This is a genomic window from Candidatus Binataceae bacterium (assembly GCA_035650475.1).
In the GTDB taxonomy this organism is placed as follows: Bacteria; Desulfobacterota; Binatia; order Binatales; family Binataceae; genus JAKAVN01.
Window position 1 is genome coordinate 881,392 of record DASRHP010000012.1, and the last position, 19,082, is coordinate 900,473.

Annotated in this window: 14 protein-coding genes; 11 read left to right on the forward strand and 3 right to left on the reverse strand. The window is 67.9% G+C overall.

Translation table 11 applies throughout. The features are described from left to right. Window positions 1-4 precede the first annotated feature (4 nt). From VFB33_15695 to VFB33_15745, 11 genes are all read left to right on the forward strand, one after another. Window positions 5-937: an NAD-dependent epimerase/dehydratase family protein gene (locus tag VFB33_15695; protein ID HZO83138.1), complete on the forward strand. Its 933-nt coding sequence runs from the start codon at window positions 5-7 to the stop codon at window positions 935-937. A gap of 79 nt (window positions 938-1,016) precedes the next feature. Next, the gene (gene lepA / locus VFB33_15700; GenBank protein HZO83139.1) at window positions 1,017-2,819 is read left to right on the forward strand and encodes a translation elongation factor 4; all 1,803 of its coding nucleotides are present in this window, start codon (window positions 1,017-1,019) and stop codon (window positions 2,817-2,819) included. Window positions 2,820-2,831: 12 nt separating this feature from the next. After that, entirely contained in the window at window positions 2,832-3,572 is a 741-nt protein-coding gene (lepB, locus tag VFB33_15705; GenBank protein HZO83140.1) for a signal peptidase I, read from the forward strand. A 15-nt stretch (window positions 3,573-3,587) separates the two neighbouring features. Next, complete coding sequence (locus VFB33_15710) at window positions 3,588-4,283, forward strand: hypothetical protein (protein HZO83141.1); 696 nt, start codon at window positions 3,588-3,590, stop codon at window positions 4,281-4,283. 267 nt (window positions 4,284-4,550) lie between these two features. Continuing rightward, complete coding sequence (gene pyrR, locus VFB33_15715; GenBank protein ID HZO83142.1) at window positions 4,551-5,126, forward strand: bifunctional pyr operon transcriptional regulator/uracil phosphoribosyltransferase PyrR; 576 nt, start codon at window positions 4,551-4,553, stop codon at window positions 5,124-5,126. Between the two features lie 6 nt (window positions 5,127-5,132). Next, a complete protein-coding gene (locus VFB33_15720) occupies window positions 5,133-7,079 on the forward strand; it encodes a phosphoribosyltransferase family protein (GenBank protein ID HZO83143.1) in 1,947 nt (648 codons plus the stop codon). Further along, window positions 7,076-8,452 (forward strand): dihydroorotase, encoded by a 1,377-nt coding sequence (locus tag VFB33_15725; protein ID HZO83144.1) that lies wholly within the window; start codon window positions 7,076-7,078, stop codon window positions 8,450-8,452. The genes VFB33_15720 and VFB33_15725 overlap by 4 nt, the downstream gene beginning before the upstream one ends. Further along, window positions 8,452-9,648, forward strand: a complete 1,197-nt coding sequence (gene carA / locus VFB33_15730; GenBank protein HZO83145.1) for a glutamine-hydrolyzing carbamoyl-phosphate synthase small subunit — start codon at window positions 8,452-8,454, stop codon at window positions 9,646-9,648. Before VFB33_15725 ends, carA begins: the two co-directional genes overlap by 1 nt. Before the next feature lie 47 nt (window positions 9,649-9,695). After that, window positions 9,696-12,926, forward strand: coding sequence for a carbamoyl-phosphate synthase large subunit (gene carB, locus VFB33_15735; GenBank protein ID HZO83146.1), 3,231 nt, complete (start codon window positions 9,696-9,698; stop codon window positions 12,924-12,926). A gap of 59 nt (window positions 12,927-12,985) precedes the next feature. Next, a complete protein-coding gene (recG, locus tag VFB33_15740) occupies window positions 12,986-15,073 on the forward strand; it encodes an ATP-dependent DNA helicase RecG (GenBank protein HZO83147.1) in 2,088 nt (695 codons plus the stop codon). A gap of 5 nt (window positions 15,074-15,078) precedes the next feature. Beyond that, complete coding sequence (locus VFB33_15745) at window positions 15,079-15,567, forward strand: NUDIX hydrolase (GenBank protein HZO83148.1); 489 nt, start codon at window positions 15,079-15,081, stop codon at window positions 15,565-15,567. On the opposite strand, the gene VFB33_15750 is transcribed toward VFB33_15745, so the two are convergent. The 3 genes from VFB33_15750 to VFB33_15760 form a co-directional block, all read right to left on the reverse strand. Continuing rightward, on the reverse strand, window positions 15,564-16,934 hold the full coding sequence (locus VFB33_15750; protein ID HZO83149.1) for a hypothetical protein: 1,371 nt from the start codon (window positions 16,932-16,934) through the stop codon (window positions 15,564-15,566). The two genes, VFB33_15745 and VFB33_15750, sit on opposite strands and share 4 nt — an antisense overlap. Then, window positions 16,934-18,148 (reverse strand): hypothetical protein, encoded by a 1,215-nt coding sequence (locus VFB33_15755; GenBank protein ID HZO83150.1) that lies wholly within the window; start codon window positions 18,146-18,148, stop codon window positions 16,934-16,936. Before VFB33_15755 ends, VFB33_15750 begins: the two co-directional genes overlap by 1 nt. A 218-nt stretch (window positions 18,149-18,366) precedes the next feature. Beyond that, complete coding sequence (locus tag VFB33_15760) at window positions 18,367-19,056, reverse strand: septal ring lytic transglycosylase RlpA family protein (protein HZO83151.1); 690 nt, start codon at window positions 19,054-19,056, stop codon at window positions 18,367-18,369. Between the last annotated feature and the right edge of the window lie 26 nt (window positions 19,057-19,082).

Here is a 19,082-nt window from a genome sequence, read left to right on the forward strand (position 1 = left end):
GGCGATGCGTATCCTGGTAACCGGCGGCGCCGGCTTCATCGGCTCGCATACGGTCGACGCGCTGCTCGCGCGTGGCGGATGCGAAGTTGTCGTACTCGACGACCTCTCCTCGGGCAAGCGCGAGCAAGTCAACCCGGCCGCGCGCTTTCATCAGGCCGACCTGCGCGACGCAGGCGCGGTGCGCGGCATCATCGAGCGCGAGCGGCCTGAAATTATCGTCCATCTGGCGGCCCAGATGGACGTACGGCGCTCGGTCGCCGATCCCGTTTTCGACGCGCAGGTCAACCTGGTGGGGTTTCTCAACTTGATGGAGTCGGCGCGTCAGCACGGCCTGCGGCGGGTGATCTTCGCCTCCACCGGCGGTGCCATCTATGGCGAGCAGGACCAGTTCCCCTGCGACGAGGAGCATCCGCTGCGCCCGGTAAGCCCCTACGGGGTGGCCAAGGCGGCGACCGAGAAGTACCTGTTCTTCTACCGTGTGCAGTACGCCATCGATTACGTGGCGCTGCGTTACGCCAACGTGTACGGGCCGCGCCAAGACCCGCACGGCGAGGCGGGCGTGGTCGCGATCTTCTGTGGACGGATTCTCGAAGGGCGTCCGGTCACGATCTTCGGCGACGGCGAGCAGACCCGCGACTACGTCTTCGTCGGCGACGTCGTGCGTGCCAACCTGGCGGCCCTCGAGGCCACTGTGTCGGGCACCTTCAACATCGGCACCGGCCTCGAGACTAGCGTCAACCAGCTCTACGCGGAACTTGCGGCGTGCGCCGGCGTCAGCCGCCCGCCCGAGTACGCACCGGCGCGCCCGGGCGAGCAGCGCCGCTCGGTCATTTCGGCCGCGCGCGCGGCGCGTGAGCTCGGCTGGCGTCCGGCGGTGGCGCTCAGAGACGGACTTGCCCAAACCCTGCAATTCTTCCGCGAACGCACGGCGCACTGAAGCGAAATGCTATGATGGCAGGTGTGCTGCATGGCCTGGAGGGTGATCGTGCGCGGCTGACCGCCCGCGCGCCACGCCAATGACCGATCCCGCGCTGATCCGCAACTTCTCCATCATCGCGCATATCGACCACGGCAAGTCGACGCTCGCCGACCGCCTGCTGGAACGCACTGGTGCGCTCAGCAAGCGCGAGCTCAAGGAGCAGTTCCTCGACTCGATGGATCTCGAGCGCGAGCGCGGTATCACAATCAAGGCGCGCGCCGTGCGCCTCAGCTACACCGCACACGACGGCAGAACTTACACCCTCAACCTGATAGATACTCCCGGCCACGTTGACTTCGCTTACGAGGTGTCGCGCAGCCTGGCCGCCTGCGAGGGCGCCCTGCTGGTAATCGACGCCAGCCAGGGCGTCGAGGCGCAGACCTTGGCCAACGTGTACATGGCGCTCGACCACGGGTTGGAAATCGTGCCGGTTATCAACAAGATCGACCTTCCCGGCGCCGACGTCGAGCGCACCCGGGCGCAAATCGAGGAAGTGATCGGACTCGACGCGGCGGAAGCGATCCTGGCCAGCGCCAAGGAAGGAATCGGGATCGACGAGGTGCTCGAAGCGGTTGTGACGCGCATCCCGCCGCCGCGCCTGACGCCCGGCGCGCCCACCCGCGCGCTCATCTTCGACAGTTGGTACGACGCCTACCAGGGCGCGATCGGGCTGGTGCGTGTCTTCGACGGCGAGTTACGCCGCGGGGCACAGGTGCGCCTGATGAGCACGGGCAAGAGCGGCGAGGTGATGCGCCTGGGATTATTCACGCCGCACGAGGTGGAGGTCGAAGCGCTCGGGCCCGGCGAGGTCGGGCTCATCGCCGCCGGGATCAAGACCGTCGCCGACCTGCGGGTTGGAGACACGATAACCGACGCGGTGCGGCCGGCGGCGCAGCCCTTGGCCGGCTTCAAGGAGCTCAAGCCGATGGTCTTCGCCGGGCTCTACCCGACCGAGGCCAACCAGTACGGCGCGCTGCGCGACGCGATCGACAAGCTGCGCCTGAACGATGCGAGCCTGGTGTTCGAGCCTGAAACCTCGCAGGCGCTCGGCTTCGGATTCCGCGCGGGCTTTCTTGGCCTGCTGCATATGGAGATTGCGCAGGAACGGCTGGAGCGCGAGTTCGGCATCAACCTGGTCGTGACCGCGCCGACCGTCGTTTATCGGGTGCGCAGGAGCGACGGCGAAATCGTGATGGTGGACAATCCGTCGCGGTTGCCCGACGAAGCGGAAATCGAGAGCATCGAGGAGCCATTCATCCTGGCGACGATCCATCTGCCCGAGGAGTACCTGGGTGCGGTGATGCGCCTATGCGAGGAGCGCCGCGGCGTCCAGCGCGACCTGCGGTTTGCCGGGCGCGGGCGCGCGATCCTGCACTACGAGATGCCGCTGGCCGAGATCGTCTTCGATTTCTACGACCGCCTGAAGTCACTCAGCCGCGGTTACGCTTCGCTGGACTACGAATTTCTGGACTTCCGGGCGGAGTCTCTGGTTAAATTGGACCTCCGGATAAACGGGGAGGTGGTCGACGCCCTCTCCGTGATCGTCCATCGGGAACGGGCCTACGAGCGCGGGCGAGCGCTGTGCGAGAAAATGCGCGAGCTCATCCCGCGCCAGATGTTCGAGGTGGCAATCCAGGCCGCGATCGGGGCAAAGATTCTCGCGCGCGAGAGCGTCAAGCCGCTGCGCAAGAACGTCACCGCCAAGTGCTACGGCGGCGACGTCACGCGCAAGCGCAAGCTCCTCGAAAAGCAGAAGGAAGGCAAACGGCGGATGAAGCAGGTTGGCAGGGTCGAAATTCCGCAGGAGGCGTTTCTGGCCCTGCTCAAGGTCGGCGAGTGAGGCACCTCTGATATGGCCCCTCCACCGGCCGGCAGCGTGCGCAAGATTCCGCCCGAGGAAGGTACCGTCGCGGCGCGGCGGGCGGCCGAACTGCCCGGGCCCCAGCGCTCGGAGGTGCGCGAATGGGTCGAGGCGATCGTCGTCGCCTTCTTCCTCGCCGTCATCCTGCGCACCTTCCTGATCCAGGCCTACAAAATTCCGTCGGGCTCGATGGAGCCGACGCTGCTCATTGGCGACCACATCATGGTCAACAAGGTCGCCTACGGGCTGCGGATGCCCGATTCGTTGTTCGGTTTCACGCCGCTGGCCGGCGAAATCCCCTACGGTCGGTACCTTTTCCGCTTCGGCCAGGTCCATCGCGGGGACGTCGTGGTCTTCGTCTTCCCAGTGGACCCGACCAAGGATTTCATCAAGCGCGTGATCGGCGTCGGCGGCGACACGATCGAGGTCAAAAGCGGCGTGGTCTGGCTCAATGGCAAGCCGATGCCCGATCCGCACGCGCATTTCGAGGTCCCCACCCGCGAACGTTCGGCCTATTCGCCGCGCGACAACTACGGCCCGTTCACGGTGCCGGCAGGCAAGTTCTTCATGATGGGCGACAATCGCGACCACAGCTACGATAGCCGATTCTGGGGCACCGTCAGCTTCGACCAGATCGAGGGGCACGCCCTGTTCATATATTGGTCGTGGGGTGATGACAGCCACTCGACTTTCGGCATACGCTGGAACCGCGTCGGCAAGGCCGTCAGGTAGCAGGGGGAGGAGCAAGTGTCGGACGAAGCGGGGGCCCGGGTGGGCGCGTTGTTGGAACAGCTCGGCGCGCGTTTCGAGCTCGTGCTGGAGGCGGTGTCCGGCTTCGGCGGGCGGCTCGATTCGTTGCGCGAGGAGGTCTTGGGCCAGTTCACTGAGGTCGGCCGCCAGATCCGCTTTCTTTCCGAGCAGATCGCCGAGAACCGCGACGGCATCGGCGGCGTGCGCGCCGACCTCGGTGCCGAAATCGTGCGCCTGGGCGAGACCTTGGGCGCGACACGGGTCGAATTCCGCGAACAGCTCGGGGCGCTCAAGCTCGCGCTCCAGAACGAGATGGGCGTGCGCGCGGCGCAGGCGCGCGATCAGCTCAGCGAGGAGATGAACCGGCGCGCCGAGGAGGTCCGCATCCATCTCGGCCAGGAGATCGACGCCCTGCGCGACGCCGTGCGCACCGAGACGGGCAAGCGACCCTCGACCGCCGTCCGCGAAGGCGTGGACCGCGCAATCGGCGAGGCCGCCGCCCAGCTTAAGGCCGAGGTCGCGGCCGCGGCCGAAGCCACCACCAAGAAGCTCTCCGCCGAGCTCAAGCAGACCAACAAAGCGGTCGCCGAGCTGGCGCGCAAGTTCGAGCGCTTCGACGACCGCATTACGATCCAGACCCGCGATCAGGAACAGCGCATGCGCAAGCTCGAGCGCAACCGCAAAGCGGGCTAGGGCTCGCACAAGGCACTGGCCGTAGTCCTGAGCACCAACGAATGATTCGTGTTCGCGGCTGCGGCGGCCGCGACGGCTTATTTCTTGGAAAAGTCGGGTGAACCGCCCATCCCGGCTTGATTGGCGGGCGGCACGCCGGTACAAAAGAAGGTGACCTTTAACCCGTCACTGAGATGGCGGGAAGGGCGTAACGATGGAATTGCATACTGTGCGACCCGGCTGCATCCGCAGGCGGGTCTTTTTTTGCGCGCGGCGGCGGAGCCTGCGGTGAGCGCGCCGCATCAGCACAACAACAAGCCGGCGCCGGCGCTCGACGCCGGCGCGATCGCGCGCTCGGTCAAGCGCATCGCGCACGAGGTCATCGAGCGCAACAACGGCGCCGCCAACGTCGTGCTGGTCGGCATCGTGCGCCGCGGCGCGAAGCTCGCCGAGCGGATGGCGGCGGCGATGGCGGAGGCTGGGCGGCCGGCGGTGCCGGTCGGCACGCTCAATATCTCCTCGTATCGCGACGACGGCCGCGGCGCGCCGGGCGATCCGCGCCTGCTCGGACGCGATATCCCATTCGCGCTCGACGGCGCGCGGGTGGTGCTGGTGGACGACGTGCTCTACACCGGCCGCACCGTGCGCGCCGCGCTCGACGCACTCAGCGACCTCGGTCATCCCGAAGCGGTCCAGCTCGCGGTGCTGGTCGATCGCGGCGAGCGCGAGCTGCCGATTCGCGCAGACTACGTCGGGCGCAACATCGAGGCGCCGCGCGGCCAGCGCGTGTACGTGCGGCTTGCCGAAGTTGACGGCGTTGATGAAGTCGTCGTCGGCGAAAGCAAGAAGGAAACGACGAGCTGAGCGGCGATGGCGCGGTTGTTCAAAAACGACGTCGTCTCGATCGAGGACCTCAGCACCGCCGACATCGAGCGCATCTTCGAGCTCGCCGACTCTTTCGCCACCGCGCTCGAGAGCGGCGAGACGTTCGAGCGCGCGCGCGGCCTGATCATGGCGACGCTTTTTTACGAACCCTCGACCCGCACCCGGCTGAGCTTCGAGTCCGCGATGCATCGCCTGGGCGGCGCGGTCATCAGTTCGCCCGACATGCAGGCCTCCTCGGCCGCCAAGGGCGAGACGCTGGCCGACACAGTGCGCGTGGTCGGTTCGTATGCGGACCTTATCGTAGTGCGCCATCCGTGCGACGGGGCGGCGCGGGTCGCCGCCGAGTACGCGCCGTGCCCGGTGCTCAACGCGGGCGACGGCAGCCGCGAGCATCCAACTCAAACCCTGTGCGACCTCTACGTCCTGCGGCGCAAGAAGGGGCGCCTGCGCGGCCTGACTGTCGCGATCTGCGGCGATCTGAAGTTCGGCCGCACCGTGCACTCACTGATTTACGCGCTGGCCCGCTTCGGCGCCAACATCGTTGCCGTGCCGTACCACGGGATGAACGTGCCGGGCTATGTGCTCGAACGCGTCGCGGCGGAGCGCAATTACGGCTTTTCGACGGTCACGATGGAGGAGTTGCGCGGGCTCGCGGGCGGAATCGACGCGCTCTACCTCACGCCCAGCGCGCCCCATCAAATGGCGCTGTTCACCGCGGAGATGCCGCTGGAGGGCCCGCCGCCTGCCGCCCAGCCGCCGGCCGCGCTCGACGCCTTCTACCTGACCCGCCTGCAGCGCGAGCGCATGGGTGACAAGGGGGCGGGAGTGCAACCCTACGGCCACTTCGACGCGCGCGCGCTGAGGACCACGCGCACTCACGAGGCGGTCGTGATGCATCCGCTGCCGCGCACAGACGAGCTCGCCTACGAACTCGACACTGACCCGCGCGCCGTGTACTTCGAGCAGGCCGCCGCGGGAGTTCCGGTGCGGATGGCGCTGATCGCGTGGCTGCTCGAGCAGACCGAAAGCGCCGCGCATGACGCCGGGCCGGGCGCAATCCGCTTCAAGGCCCATCCGGCGCCGCGCTGCCCGAACCCGAGCTGCATCAGCCGCCACGAAACTTCCTACATCGCGCCGCGCTTCCGGCTCGGCCGCGCCGCCCCATCCTCGGCGCTGGTGCTGATTTGCGAGCTATGCGAGCGCGAGCTTCGGGTTGAGTACGTCGGCCACGCGCGCACCCGCCGCTACTACCATTTCGACGAGAGCCTGTACGGATACGTCCGCCGATGGATCGACGAGGGTTCGCTCGCCGCCTTCGAGAGCGTCAAGCAAGCCGAAGAGGACGGCTACGAGCCGTATCGGCGCGGCCCGCAGCGCGAAATCATGAATGCGGGCGAGGTCGCCGCCGCGTGCGGCGCGCTGGCGAAGCAAATCATCGCCGATCTTCCTGACCTCGCGGCGGTTTCGATTGTCGGCGTGGTCAGCCACGGTGCGCTGCTCGCGCTCCGCCTGCGGGATCTGATCGAGGCCGAGACGGGCGTGCGTCCGCCGTGCGGCGCGCTCGACGTCTTCGGCGGCCAGGCCGCGCTGCATCCGTTGGATGGCGGCTCCGCCCTCGACGTCGAGGATCGCACGATCGTCCTGGTGGACGACGTGATCAACAGCGGATGGACCGTCCAGCGCGCAATGACGGCGCTGTGGCAGCGCGGGCGACCGGCCGCGGTCAAGCTCGCCGTGTTGATCGACCGCGGCCATCGCGCGCTGCCGATCCGACCCAACTACGTCGGCAAGAACATCCCAACCGCGCGCGCCGAGCGCGTACAGGTCCGCCTGGTGCCCCCCGACGGCGCCTCGGCGCGGACCAAGACACAGGACCGCGTCGTTATCTACTCGATGGTCGAGTCACTCAAGGAAGGCGAGGGTGCGGCATGAGCCGGCTCCTGATCCGCGGCGGACGCCTGATCGATCCAGCCAATTCCCGCGACGAGGTTTGCGACGTGCTGATCGCGGATGGCGAGATCGAGGCGATCGTACGGACAGGGAACCCGCAAGCCGGCGCTGCGATGCCGGGTGCGCCGGTGATCGATGCCGCCGGATGGTGGGTCGTGCCGGGGCTGATCGACCCGCACGTCCATCTGCGTGATCCCGGCTTTCCCGAAAAGGAGACTATCGCTACGGGCCTGCGTGCGGCGGCCGCAGGCGGCTTTACGGCGGTAGCCGCGATGGCCAACACGTCGCCGGTCAATGATTGCCCCGAGATCACGCGTTACATGCTCGCTCAAGCGGCCGAAGTCCACGCCGCGCGGCTCATCCCGGTCTCGGCCGTGACGCGTGACCTTGAGGGCGGCGAGATGGTCGATTTCGCGGCGATGGCCGCGGCGGGCGCGCGGCTGTTCTCCGACGACGGGATTCCGATCGATGATCAGGCGCTGCTGGCACGGGCGTTGGAGGAAGCGGCGCGGGCCGGATTCGCCATCTCGCTGCACGAAGAGGACCGCGCGCTGACCGGCAGCGGCGCGGTCAACGCCGGCGAGGTCTCGAAGCGCCTCGGCGTGGCCGGCGCTCCTGCGGCCGCCGAGATCGATCGCGTGCGTCGCGACCTCGCGCTGGCGATCGGCGCGGGAGCTGCGGTGCATGTCGCGCACGTCTCGACCGCCGAAGCGCTCGAGCTGATTCGCGCCGCGCGCAAGCGCGGCGCCCAGGTCACCTGTGAAGTGACACCCCATCATTTCGCGCTCGACGAGCGGGCAGCGCTCAGATGGGGGCCGAACGCCAAAATGGCGCCGCCGCTGCGCAGTCCGCGCGACGTTGAAGCCGTTCTGGCCGCGATCGCCGACGGCACGATCGACATGATCGCTACCGATCATGCTCCGCACGACCCGGACTCCAAGCGGATGGCGCGCCTTGCCAGATTCTTCGGCGCCGACCGCGAATGCGGCCGCCTGCCCGAGGACGCCGCCGAGGCGCTGAGCCATGCGGCCAACGGCGTAGTGGGGCTGGAGACCGCGCTCGGCCTGGCGCTCGGGCTGGTCCATCGCGGGGTCATCGACGCGCCGCGGATGGTCCGGATGATGTCGCTTAATCCGGCGCGTTTGCTCAGAATCGACGGCGGCGCCATCGAGGCGGGAGTACGTGCGGACCTCACGCTTATCGACCCAAACAGTAAGTGGACGGTGGACCCGATGAAGTTCATCTCGAAGAGTCGCAATACGCCGTTTGGCGGGCGCGAGCTTGAGGGCAAGGCGATGGTGACGATCGTGGCCGGCGAAATCGTGTATGACGCGCGCACGGAGGCGCGGGTCTGATGGCGGCGGGCGAGGCGATACTGGCGCTCGCTGACGGGCGCATCTTTCGCGGCCGCGCCTTCGGCGCGATTGGCGAAACAGTCGGCGAGATCGTCTTCAACACCGCCATGACCGGCTACCAGGAGGTGCTCACCGATCCCTCTTACAAAGGGCAGATCGTGTGCATGACCTACCCCGAAATCGGCAACGTCGGGGTCAACGCGGAGGACGCCGAGTCGCAGCGCGTATACGTCGAAGGCTTCGTGGTCAAGGAGTACTGCCCGCGGCCGTCGAACTGGCGCTCGGAAATGACGCTCGGCGAATACCTCGAACGCGCAGGGGTGGTCGGAATCGAGGGAATCGACACTCGCGCGCTGGTGCGCCACATCCGCACCCACGGCGCGCAGGAGGCGGTGATTTCCAGCCTGGACCTCGACCCGGCCGCGCTGGTTGCGCGCGCCAAGGCCTCGCCCGGACTCGTCGGGCGCGACCTGGTAAAGGAAGTCACCTGCGAGGCCTCATTCGACTGGGAACTCGGAGACTGGACGCTGGGCGAGGGCTATCACCGCCCCACCACAGAGGAGCTGCGCGCGGCGCCGTTGGTCGTTGCGCTCGACTACGGGGCCAAGCGGAACATCCTGCGCCGCCTGGTCGCGAGCGGCTTTCGGGTGCGCGTGATGCCAGCGACGGCAACCGCGCAGCAGGTGCTGGCGGCCGGCCCCGATGGCGTCTTTCTTTCCAACGGGCCGGCGGATCCGGCGGCGCTGCCGTATGCGCATGCGGCCGTACGCGAATTGATCGGCAAAAAGCCGATTTTCGGCATCTGCCTCGGTCATCAGATTCTCGGGCTCGCGCTCGGCGGGCGGACCTACAAGCTGACCTTCGGCCATCACGGCGCGAATCATCCGGTAATGGATCTGCGCACGCGCAGGGTGGAAATCACTTCGCAGAATCACGGCTTCGCGGTGGACGCCGATTCGCTGGCCGGACGCGCCGAGCTTTCCCATCTCAACCTCAACGACCGAACCGTCGAAGGGCTGCGCGGCGTCGGGGTGCCGTTCTTCTCCGTGCAGTATCATCCCGAGGCCTCGCCCGGGCCGCACGACGCGAGCTATCTGTTCCGCCGCTTCCGCCGCCTGGTCGAGGCGTTCCCGCGCTGGGGTGCCGAGGCGCTGGATCGGATCGCGACGGAGGAAGGGCACGGAGCCGTCGCGTGACACAATTGCTGGGAGCCGAAGCGAACCAAATGGACCTGAAGCTTTAGATGCCACTGCGCAAGGACCTCAACTCCGTACTGCTGATTGGCTCGGGCCCGATCGTGATCGGCCAGGCCTGCGAATTCGACTACTCGGGAACGCAGGCACTCAAGGCGCTGCGCGAGGAAGGGCTGCGGCTTATCCTGGTCAACTCCAACCCGGCCACGATCATGACCGATCCGGAACTGGCCGACCGCACCTATATCGAGCCGATGACCGCGCAGGCCATCGCGCGCGTAATCGAGCACGAGCGCCCCGACGCGCTGCTGCCGACGGTCGGCGGGCAGACCGCGCTCAATCTGGCGATCGAGCTCGCGGAATCGGGAGTGCTGGATCGCTTCGGCGTCGAGCTTATCGGCGCCAAGCTGCACGCGATCAAGAAGGCTGAGGACCGCGACCTCTTCAAGCGCACGATGATTGAGATCGGGCTGGAAGTGCCGGCTTCGGAAATCGCCCACTCCGAAGAGGACGCCGAACGGATCCGGCAAAGGCTCGGCTTGCCCCTCATTATCCGCCCCTCGCGCACGCTGGGCGGCACCGGCGGCTCGATCGCGCGCGACATCGCCGAGTACCGCTCCAAGGTCGCGTGGGGGCTTGGAATGTCGCCCAACCACGAGGTGCTGATCGAGCAGTCGGTCGAGGGCTGGAAGGAATTCGAGCTTGAGGTGATGCGCGACGGCGCGGACAACGTTGTGATCATCTGCTCGATCGAGAATTTCGATCCGATGGGCGTCCATACGGGCGACTCGATCACGGTGGCGCCGGCCCAGACGCTGACCGACAAGGAATACCAACTGATGCGCGACGCGGCGCTGCGGATTATCCGCGCGATCGGCGTCGATACCGGCGGCTCCAACATCCAGTTCGCCATCGACCCGCGCAGCGGCCGGATGGTCGTTATCGAGATGAACCCGCGGGTCTCGCGCAGTTCCGCGCTCGCCTCGAAGGCGACCGGCTTTCCCATCGCCAAGATCGCGGCGCGCCTGGCGGTCGGATACCGCCTCGACGAGATCTCCAACGACATCACGCGCAAGACCCCGGCCTGCTTCGAACCGACCATCGACTACGTGGTCACCAAGATCCCGCGCTTTGCCTTCGAGAAGTTCCGCGGCGCCGCCGATGAACTGGGGCCGCAGATGAAATCGGTGGGCGAAGTGATGGCGATCGGGCGCACGTTCAAGGAATCGCTACACAAGGCGCTGCGCTCGCTCGAGATCGGCTCGTTCGGATTCGAGAGCCGCGTCTTGGGCATGCGCGAACCGGCGGCGCTCGCTACCGTGCGCGCCCATCTCGCGCTGCCCAACAGCCATCGGTTGTACTACCTCGCTGACGCGCTGCGGCTGGGAATGCCGCGCGAGGAGGTCCATCGCCTGACCCGCATCGACCCCTGGTTCATCGACGCGGTCGCCGAACTGGTCGAGGCCGAGGCGCGGATCGCGGCCGGCCCGCTCGACCCGGTGCTGCTGCGCGAGGCCAAGGCGATGGGTTTCTCAGACCAGCGCATCGCGGCGCTGGTCGGCACGGACGAGGAAACCGTCGCACGCGCGCGGCGCGAGGCCGACATCCGCCCGGTCTTCAAAAGCGTCGATACCTGCGGCGCGGAGTTCGAGGCGTTCACCCCCTACCTCTATTCGACCTACGAGGGCGAGGACGAGGCGCCGCCCGAGGCGCGCCCCAAGGTGATGATCCTGGGCGGGGGCCCCAACCGGATCGGCCAGGGTATCGAGTTCGACTACTGCTGCGTGCATGCGAGCCTCGCGCTCAAGCAGGCCGGCTTCGAGACGATCATGGTGAATTGCAACCCCGAGACCGTCTCGACCGACTACGACATCTCCGACCGCCTGTACTTCGAGCCGCTGACGTTCGAAGACGTTCTCGCCATCGTCGAGCGCGAGCGTCCGCTGGGCGTGATCGTGCAGTTCGGCGGGCAAACCCCGCTCAAGCTGGCCGTGCCGCTGGAGCGCGCCGGCGTGCCGATACTAGGCACGCCGCCGGAGGCGATCGACCGCGCCGAGGATCGCGAGCGCTTCAACCGGATGGTCGAAAAGCTCGGCCTCAAGCAGCCGCGCGGCGTGCTCGCGCGCGGGCTGGCCGAGGCGATGCGCGGCGCAGCCGAGATCGGATACCCGGTACTGATCCGGCCATCCTACGTGCTCGGCGGCCGCGCGATGGAGGTGGTCGCCGACGAGACCGCGCTGCGCCGCTATGCGGAGCAGGCGCTGCTCGCCTCCGAGCAGCGCCCGCTGCTCATCGACCGTTATCTCCAGGGCGCGATCGAAGTGGACGTCGATGCGATCGCCGACGGCGAGGCGGTCGTGATCGGCGGGATCATGGAACACGTCGAACACGCCGGTATCCATTCCGGCGACAGCGCCTGCGTGCTGCCGCCGCGCACACTCGGCACCGTGATACAGGACGAACTGATACGACAGACCCGATTGCTCGCGCGCGAGCTCGGCGTGGTCGGCCTCATCAACGTGCAGTACGCGATCTACGACAGCGAGGTGTACATCCTGGAGGTCAATCCGCGCGCCTCGCGCACCATCCCGTTCGTCAGTAAAGCGATCGGCGTGCCGCTGGCCAAGCTCGCAGCGCTTGTAATGACGGGACGCAAGCTCGGCGAGCTCGGCTTTACCACCGAGCGCACGCCGGTTCACGTATCGGTCAAGGAGTCGGTTTTCCCCTTCGTCCGTTTCCCCGGCGTGGACACGATTCTCGGTCCGGAGATGAAGTCGACGGGAGAGGTGATGGGAATCGATCGCTCGTTCGCGATGGCTTTCGCCAAGGCGGAACTGGCGGCCTCGACCGATCTCCCCGCCGACGGTCGCGCCTTTATCAGCGTCCGCGACGAGGACAAGCCGGCGCTGGAGCCAATCGCACGCGGGCTTGCCACGATGGGGTTTCAGCTGATCGCAACCGACGGCACCGCCCGCCACATCCTGAGCCTGCGCATCCCCTGCGAAACCGTGAACAAGGTCGGGCAGGGATCGCCGCATGTCGTGGACCTGATGCGCGAGGGCAGAATTGCGATGGTGATCAATACACCCGACGCCTCGGGAACCGCCGACTCGCTTTCGATTCGGCGCACCGCGCTGGAGATGCGGCTGCCGTTCTTCACCACGATGGCCGGCGCGCAGGCGGCGGTCGAAGGTATCGCGGCGCTCAAGCGCGAGCGCCTCGAAGTGCGCGCGCTCCAGGACTACCATCAGAAGCCGCCGCCGGAGCAGGCGCGCGGATAGACGCGCCCGGGCGGACGCCATCCGGGTTGCGCCCCTCGCTTCGCGCAATGCCGCTCGACATGCAAACCCCGGTTGCCGCGCTCAGCGGCGTTGGCCCCAAACGTGCGGCCGCGCTCGCCGAGCGCGGTATCACGACCGTCGCCGACCTGCTCTTCAACCTGCCGCTGCGCTACCAGGACTGGCGCATCCGCACGCCGCTTGTCGAAATCAGGCCCGGGACCGCCGCTGTGGTGGAAGGACGTCTGCTCGGGCTCAAGGAGCGGCCGATGCGCGGGATGCGCTGGCGACGGATGGCCGTCGGATGGCTCCAGGACACCCACGGCGCACGCGTGCGCGTCGTGTGGTTCAATCTGCCCGCCTACATGAAGGGCCGCATGCCCGAAGGCGGGCGGGTCGTGATGCACGGGCGGGTCGGCGAGTCCCCCGACGGCACGCTCGAAATCATCCATCCCGAGGTTTACACCCTCGACGGCGGCGCGCCGCCCGCCGTACGTCCCGTCTACAGCCTGCCATCGGAGATCGGCCAGCGTGTCTACAGTGCGCTGGTTTCGCAGGCGCTGGACGGGATCGGCGGCCGAGTGGAGGGCGCGGTGCCGCCCGAGTTGCGCGCCGAGGCGGCCCTGATGCCGCCGTACGACGCGCTGCGCTTTCTGCATCAGCCGCCCGCCGACGCCGAGCCGGCCGCTCTGGAGGCAGGCGAGAGCCCGGCGCAGTATGCGCTTGCGTTCGACGAGATGTTCGCCTTTCAGCTCGCGGTGGCTATCGACCGCATGCGGGCGGCGCGGCGGACCGGCGCGCGTATCGACGCCCTGCCGACACTGAGCGCGCGCCTGCTGGCGACGCTGCCGTTCGCGCCGACCCGCGCGCAGCTTCGCGCGATCGACGAGATCGGCGCCGACCTTTCCGGGCCCCATCCGATGAACCGTCTACTGATGGGCGATGTGGGCAGCGGCAAGACGCTGGTCGCGCTGTGGGCGGCGCTGCGCGCGGCGGAGTCGGGATGGCAGGTCGCAATGATGGCGCCGACCGAACTGCTCGCCGAGCAACACTACCAGAGCTTCGCCCGGCTGTGCGCGCCGCTCGGCGTACCGGCCGCGCTCCTGCTTGGCAAGACGCCGCCGGCCGAGCGCGCCCGTACGCTGCGCCTGCTCGCCTCCGGCGCGCTGCCCATCGTCTTCGGCACCCAGGCGCTGATCCAGGAAGGTGTCGCATTCGGCCGGCTGGGTCTGGCCATCGTCGATGAACAGCATCGCTTCGGTGTCTTCGATCGCGCGCGGCTGAAAGCGCTGGGACCGAGCGCTCACGCGCTGCTGATGACGGCGACGCCGATCCCGCGAAGTCTCGCGTTGACCCTGCTTGCCAACCTCGAAATCTCCGTGCTCGACGAGATGCCGCCCGGCAGGACACCGATCAGGACCGAGGTTTTCACCGAGGATCGGATGGCTGAAGTTGACGCGGCGGTGCGCCGGGAACTCGAAGCCCGCCGGCGCGCCTACTACGTGGTGCCGCTGATCGAGAGCGATGATGACAGCGACGAACGGATGTCGGTTTCCGCGATGGCAGAGCGGCTGAACACAGGAGCGCTCGCCGGGTTCAAAATCGGCACGCTGCACGGCAGGATGCGCCCGGCGGACAAGGAGCGGGCGATGCGCGCCTTTCGCGACGGCGCGCTCGACGTGCTGGTCTCGACCACTGTGGTCGAAGTCGGCATCGACGTTCCCGAAGCGAGCGTAATCGTCGTGGTCGCGGCCGAACGCTACGGCCTCGCCCAGCTCCATCAGCTGCGCGGCAGGGTAGGGCGGGGCGCGGCGGCATCGCGATGCTGCCTGGTGCTGTCGCGCGGCGCGGACGCCCGCGCGCGCAAGCGGCTCGAGGTGATGGCGCGCGCAGGCAGCGGGGCTGAAGTCGCGCGCGCCGACCTCGAGATGCGCGGCCCAGGCGACCTGCTCGGCGCCCGCCAGAGCGGCGCGCTGCCGCTGCGCTTCGCTGACTTTATCCGCGATATCCGGCTTATCGAGCAGGCGCGCGCGCTGGCGGAGCGATGGCTAGTGCGCGACCCGGCACTGGAATCGCCAGCTTCCGCCGGCACGCGCGCGGCGCTCAGGCGGATGCTGGATTTCGGCTTCAGCCTGGGCGATGTAGGCTAGAAGGGATGGCGCGGGCCAGACGGTCGAATTCAAAGCGAGCGACGGCAAGCGGCGAAATCCGCAGGCGCCATGAAGTTTCGGCCGGCGGCGTGATCTGGCGGCGCAATTCCGCCGGCTCATACCAGGTCGCCCTGGTGCGCCCGGCAGGACGCAGGACCTGGGTCCTGCCCAAGGGGCATCTCGAGCCCGGTGAGAGCCCGCTCGACGCCGCGCGGCGGGAGGTGCGCGAAGAAACCGGGCTGACTGTCGGCGCAGTGCAGCCGCTGGGCGACATCTCCTACGTCTTTTCCGCCCATGCGCGGGGCGAACCGCTCACCCGTATTTTCAAGCGCGTGCATTTTTTCCTGATGGAATGCGTAGGCGGCGACCCCTCCGCCCACGACGCCGAAATCGACGAAGTCGTCTGGCTCAGCTTCGACGACGCGCTCAGGCGCGCCACCCACGCGAGCGAACAGGCGCTCATCGCCAAGGCGCGCCAGCTGCTCGGCGCCTAACGTTCGTCAGCCACCGTCTCGGCCGGCGCGCTTCGCGGCGCACCGTCTGATGCCGCCTCGTCGATTACGCTCGCGCGCCACAGCGCTGGCTTCAGCTCGGCGAAATGCGCGGCGCCGGGGCCGATCACGGCGAGCACCGTATTGCCGCGCCGATCGACGCCGTGGAGCGTCGCGCCCGCGCTTGCGGGAAGCCGATTCAGGATGCCCTGGTACACGCCGGCGAACGCGGCGGCGGTGTCGCCGTCGTCCAGCGCAACGATCCAGATAACGGTCAGCGCGCCGTCCTTCTCCAGCACCGCCATCCGATCGCCGCGCCATCCGCGTGCCAGCACCACCTGCGGTTGATCGCTCGGATTGCGCTGCAGGACGACGCGCAGGAGCAGCTCGCCGTAAGTGTTATGCGCGACCGCGCGCCAGCCGGGCAGCACCCGCTCCCATCCCGCTATCGTTATCGTGACCGGCGAAGCGGAGCGGTCGAAGTAGGACACCGGGTCGATGAGTTGCCGCGTCGAGGCCGGCGGCCGGGCGTAAAGCGCGTTGACCGCGGCCCATCCGCCGCGCTTGTACGCCTCGCCCACAAAGCGCGTTCCTTCGGCGTACTGGAAGATTAGCGATTCGCGCAGCGCGGCCGGCGTACCGGGCGATTCGGCGTCGAACATCCGCGGCATCTGCGCAAGATGCCTTACCAGCTCGTCGATCCGTGCCGCGCTAAGCCCGCCCTCGACGTAGCCATAGGCCGTCAGCGTGGCGTCGCCCTCAGCGATCGATTTCAGCGCGAGCTTGCGGTCGTCGTCCGAGCGGATGCGGTCGAGCGCGCGATGGATATCGAAGTGCTGATCCTGGAGCGCGTGGGTCAATTCATGCGCGATCAGCATCTCGTTGGCAGGATCGCTGCCGGTAAACAAGCCCGCGAGCCCCTCGAGCACGCTGTGCGGCGCCTTGCCCTGGACCAGGATCATCTCGTTGTTTCCAGGGTAATAGAAGCCGGCGACCTGGCTGTCGAGCATTCGCATCGTCTGCCCCTCAAGGTCGGTCGCAGGTGCGTACAGCCCGGTCATCGCGCCGACCCGCGCCGCGCGCGCGAGCGCCACATCGCCTCCGCGGCTGGTCACCTCGCATTGCAGCACCCGGTCGGCTTGCTCGGGACTCATCACCACCAGGGGCACGGCGCTCTTGAAGGTCAGACCGCGGAACTCCTGCAAACCCGCATAGATCTGATCCGCCTTGGCGCGGTTGACCTTGCCGCCGCTGACCACCGCATACGCGCATCCGGCAAGTCCGAGCGCGAGCAACGCGCCGATTCGATGGCGGCGATGCGACTGGTCGCCTGCGGCCTGGCGGCTGATGCGATGCGTGAAGCCCTTCATCAGCGTATCGCCACCTGCATAGCTTGCCTTGACCGCGGCGGTGCCCCGGCTTGCAACGGAGCAGAACTCGCCGGCGCCGCGGGCGGCGGCGCCGTTATCCTGCTCGCCTTCCATAGTGACGGTCCGAGCTGCTTGAAGTGCGCGGCCGGCTCGCCCACCGCAACAAGGACCGCATCCTGGCGCCTCGCGACGCGATAGGCGGTGTGGTGGCCGTGCAGGCGCTCGAGCACTTTTGTGTAAACGGCGGCAAAGCGAGCCGCGCTATCGGTGTCGCGAAACGCGATCAGCCAGATCACGCTTACGGCCTTGCCCTTGCGCAGCATTACGATTCGGTCGCCCGCCCATTTGTTGGCGAGCGCGAAGTCCGGCGACGTCCTGCCGCGCGTGTTCTCCAGGATGATCCGCAGACCCAGCTCACCCAACGTGTCCTCGTCGGCCTTGTGCCATCCACCAAGCACCGCCTCGTAGCCGCCGACGTTCACGCTGTCGGGCGGTGCCGGATGGTCATAGTAGAGCTCGGGGTTGAGAATCTGTTGGGTGGACTGCGGAGGGTTGCGGTACAGCCGGTCCACCGCGGTCCATCCTCCGTGCTTGTAGGCTTCGGCGACAAAGCGCACGCCATCGGTGTACTGGAAAATCAACGGCTGCGCCACGCCTCGGGGCACGCCGGCGGCGGCGCCGGTGAAGGCCTGCGCAAAGCTCTGCAGGTTTCCAATGAGCGAGGCGAGCAGGGTCGGATTGATCCCGCCGAGCATGAAGGCATAGCCGGCGATTGTCGCGTCGCCCTCGGCCACGGCGTGCAGCGCAAGCGAGCGGTCGCCGTTGGTCTTGAGCTTTTCGTCCTCGGCGCCGAAGTCGAAGTTCTGGTCCTGGAGCGCGTGGGTGAACTCATGCGCCAGGATCATCCGCGAGAGCTTGGCGCGCACCTCGGGCGGCTGGCCGGGAAACTCCCGGGTGAGCGCGCCGCTGACCATCACCATCTGCCTGGTGTGGAAGTCGTAAAATGCTATCACCTGGCTTTCGAGCAGGCTCAGGTTGGCGGCCCGCAGATCGATTCCGCGCGGGTACAGCCCGAGCATTGCGCCGGCGCGCCCATCGGCGTCGATCTGCTCCGGCGTGTATTCGCGATCGATTTCCGCCGCCAGCATCCGGGTGGCCTGCTCCGACGTACGTTCCGCTATCGGCACGCCGTGCTTGAGTTTCAGCGCCCGCACGCGCTGGATTCCCTGCTCGACGGCAGCGGCCTGCTTCTGAGCGGGGCCCGATGCCTCGCCCGCGCCGGGCGTCCCATGGGCGGACGGGCTCGGCCGCGGAGACGGCGAGCCCTGCGCGGGCGTCGGCGCCGGCGCGCCGAACGCAGGAGTCGTCGTGAGCAGGAAAGCGATTAACGCGCGGGACAGGAGCCGGAGCAGGGCAGGGCGCGCGCGTGGTTTCATTCGTTGAGGATTATGATGGGCAGGCCGAGGCGCGCCATCTGAGCCGCACGCGCCCGGGCCTCGTCGCGGGTCGCGAACCCGCCCATCCGCACACGGTAGTAGCGCCTGTCGCCGGTAGCAAGCTCGTCGACGCTGACGTCGCGCCAGGAGGCGGCAAGCCGCGCGCGCAGGCGCTCGGCATTGGCGGGCGCGGCGAACGATCCGACCTGAACGAAGTATTGCGGGCGCCCGGCGGGGTCGGCAGCCACCGTCTGCACCAGGTCCATCCGCACCCGCGCCGTCCCCGGCCCGACCATCCCAAGCGCGCGCGCCGCTCCCCACGAGAGATCAATCGCGCGTCCCTTGACGAACGGCCCGCGGTCGTTGATTCGCACCTCGACCGCGCGCGCGTTGTCGAGGTTGGTGACCACGACCAGCGAGCCGAGCGGAAAAATGTTCGACGCCGCGGTGAGGTCCGCCTGGTCGTAAATCTCGCCGTTCGCAGTCGGTTTGCCGTGGAAGCCGGGGCCATACCACGAGGCGACGCCGACGACCGAACGGATCGGCGCGGGAGCGCCCGGAGCCGGCGGTGGTGTGAAAGCCACCGGCGGCGTTCGCGCGGCGCATCCCGCCATCATCGCGCATCCCGCGACGATCGCCGCGCCGCCCACGAACGCGCCACTCAGCCGCCCAGGCCTCCGCACCACCACATCCGCCTCCTGCGCGCGATTAT

Excerpts from the sequence above, each read along its gene's own strand:
- VFB33_15695 (HZO83138.1), top strand. The coding sequence starts at position 5 with ATGCGTATCCTGGTAACCGGCGGCGCCGGCTTCATCGGCTCGCATACG.
- lepA (HZO83139.1), top strand. The coding sequence starts at position 1,017 with ATGACCGATCCCGCGCTGATCCGCAACTTCTCCATCATCGCGCATATC.
- lepB (HZO83140.1), top strand. The coding sequence starts at position 2,832 with ATGGCCCCTCCACCGGCCGGCAGCGTGCGCAAGATTCCGCCCGAGGAA.
- VFB33_15720 (HZO83143.1), top strand. The coding sequence starts at position 5,133 with ATGGCGCGGTTGTTCAAAAACGACGTCGTCTCGATCGAGGACCTCAGC.
- VFB33_15725 (HZO83144.1), top strand. The coding sequence starts at position 7,076 with ATGAGCCGGCTCCTGATCCGCGGCGGACGCCTGATCGATCCAGCCAAT.
- carA (HZO83145.1), top strand. The coding sequence starts at position 8,452 with ATGGCGGCGGGCGAGGCGATACTGGCGCTCGCTGACGGGCGCATCTTT.
- carB (HZO83146.1), top strand. The coding sequence starts at position 9,696 with ATGCCACTGCGCAAGGACCTCAACTCCGTACTGCTGATTGGCTCGGGC.
- recG (HZO83147.1), top strand. The coding sequence starts at position 12,986 with ATGCAAACCCCGGTTGCCGCGCTCAGCGGCGTTGGCCCCAAACGTGCG.
- VFB33_15745 (HZO83148.1), top strand. The coding sequence starts at position 15,079 with ATGGCGCGGGCCAGACGGTCGAATTCAAAGCGAGCGACGGCAAGCGGC.
- VFB33_15750 (HZO83149.1), bottom strand. The coding sequence starts at position 16,934 with ATGAAGGGCTTCACGCATCGCATCAGCCGCCAGGCCGCAGGCGACCAG.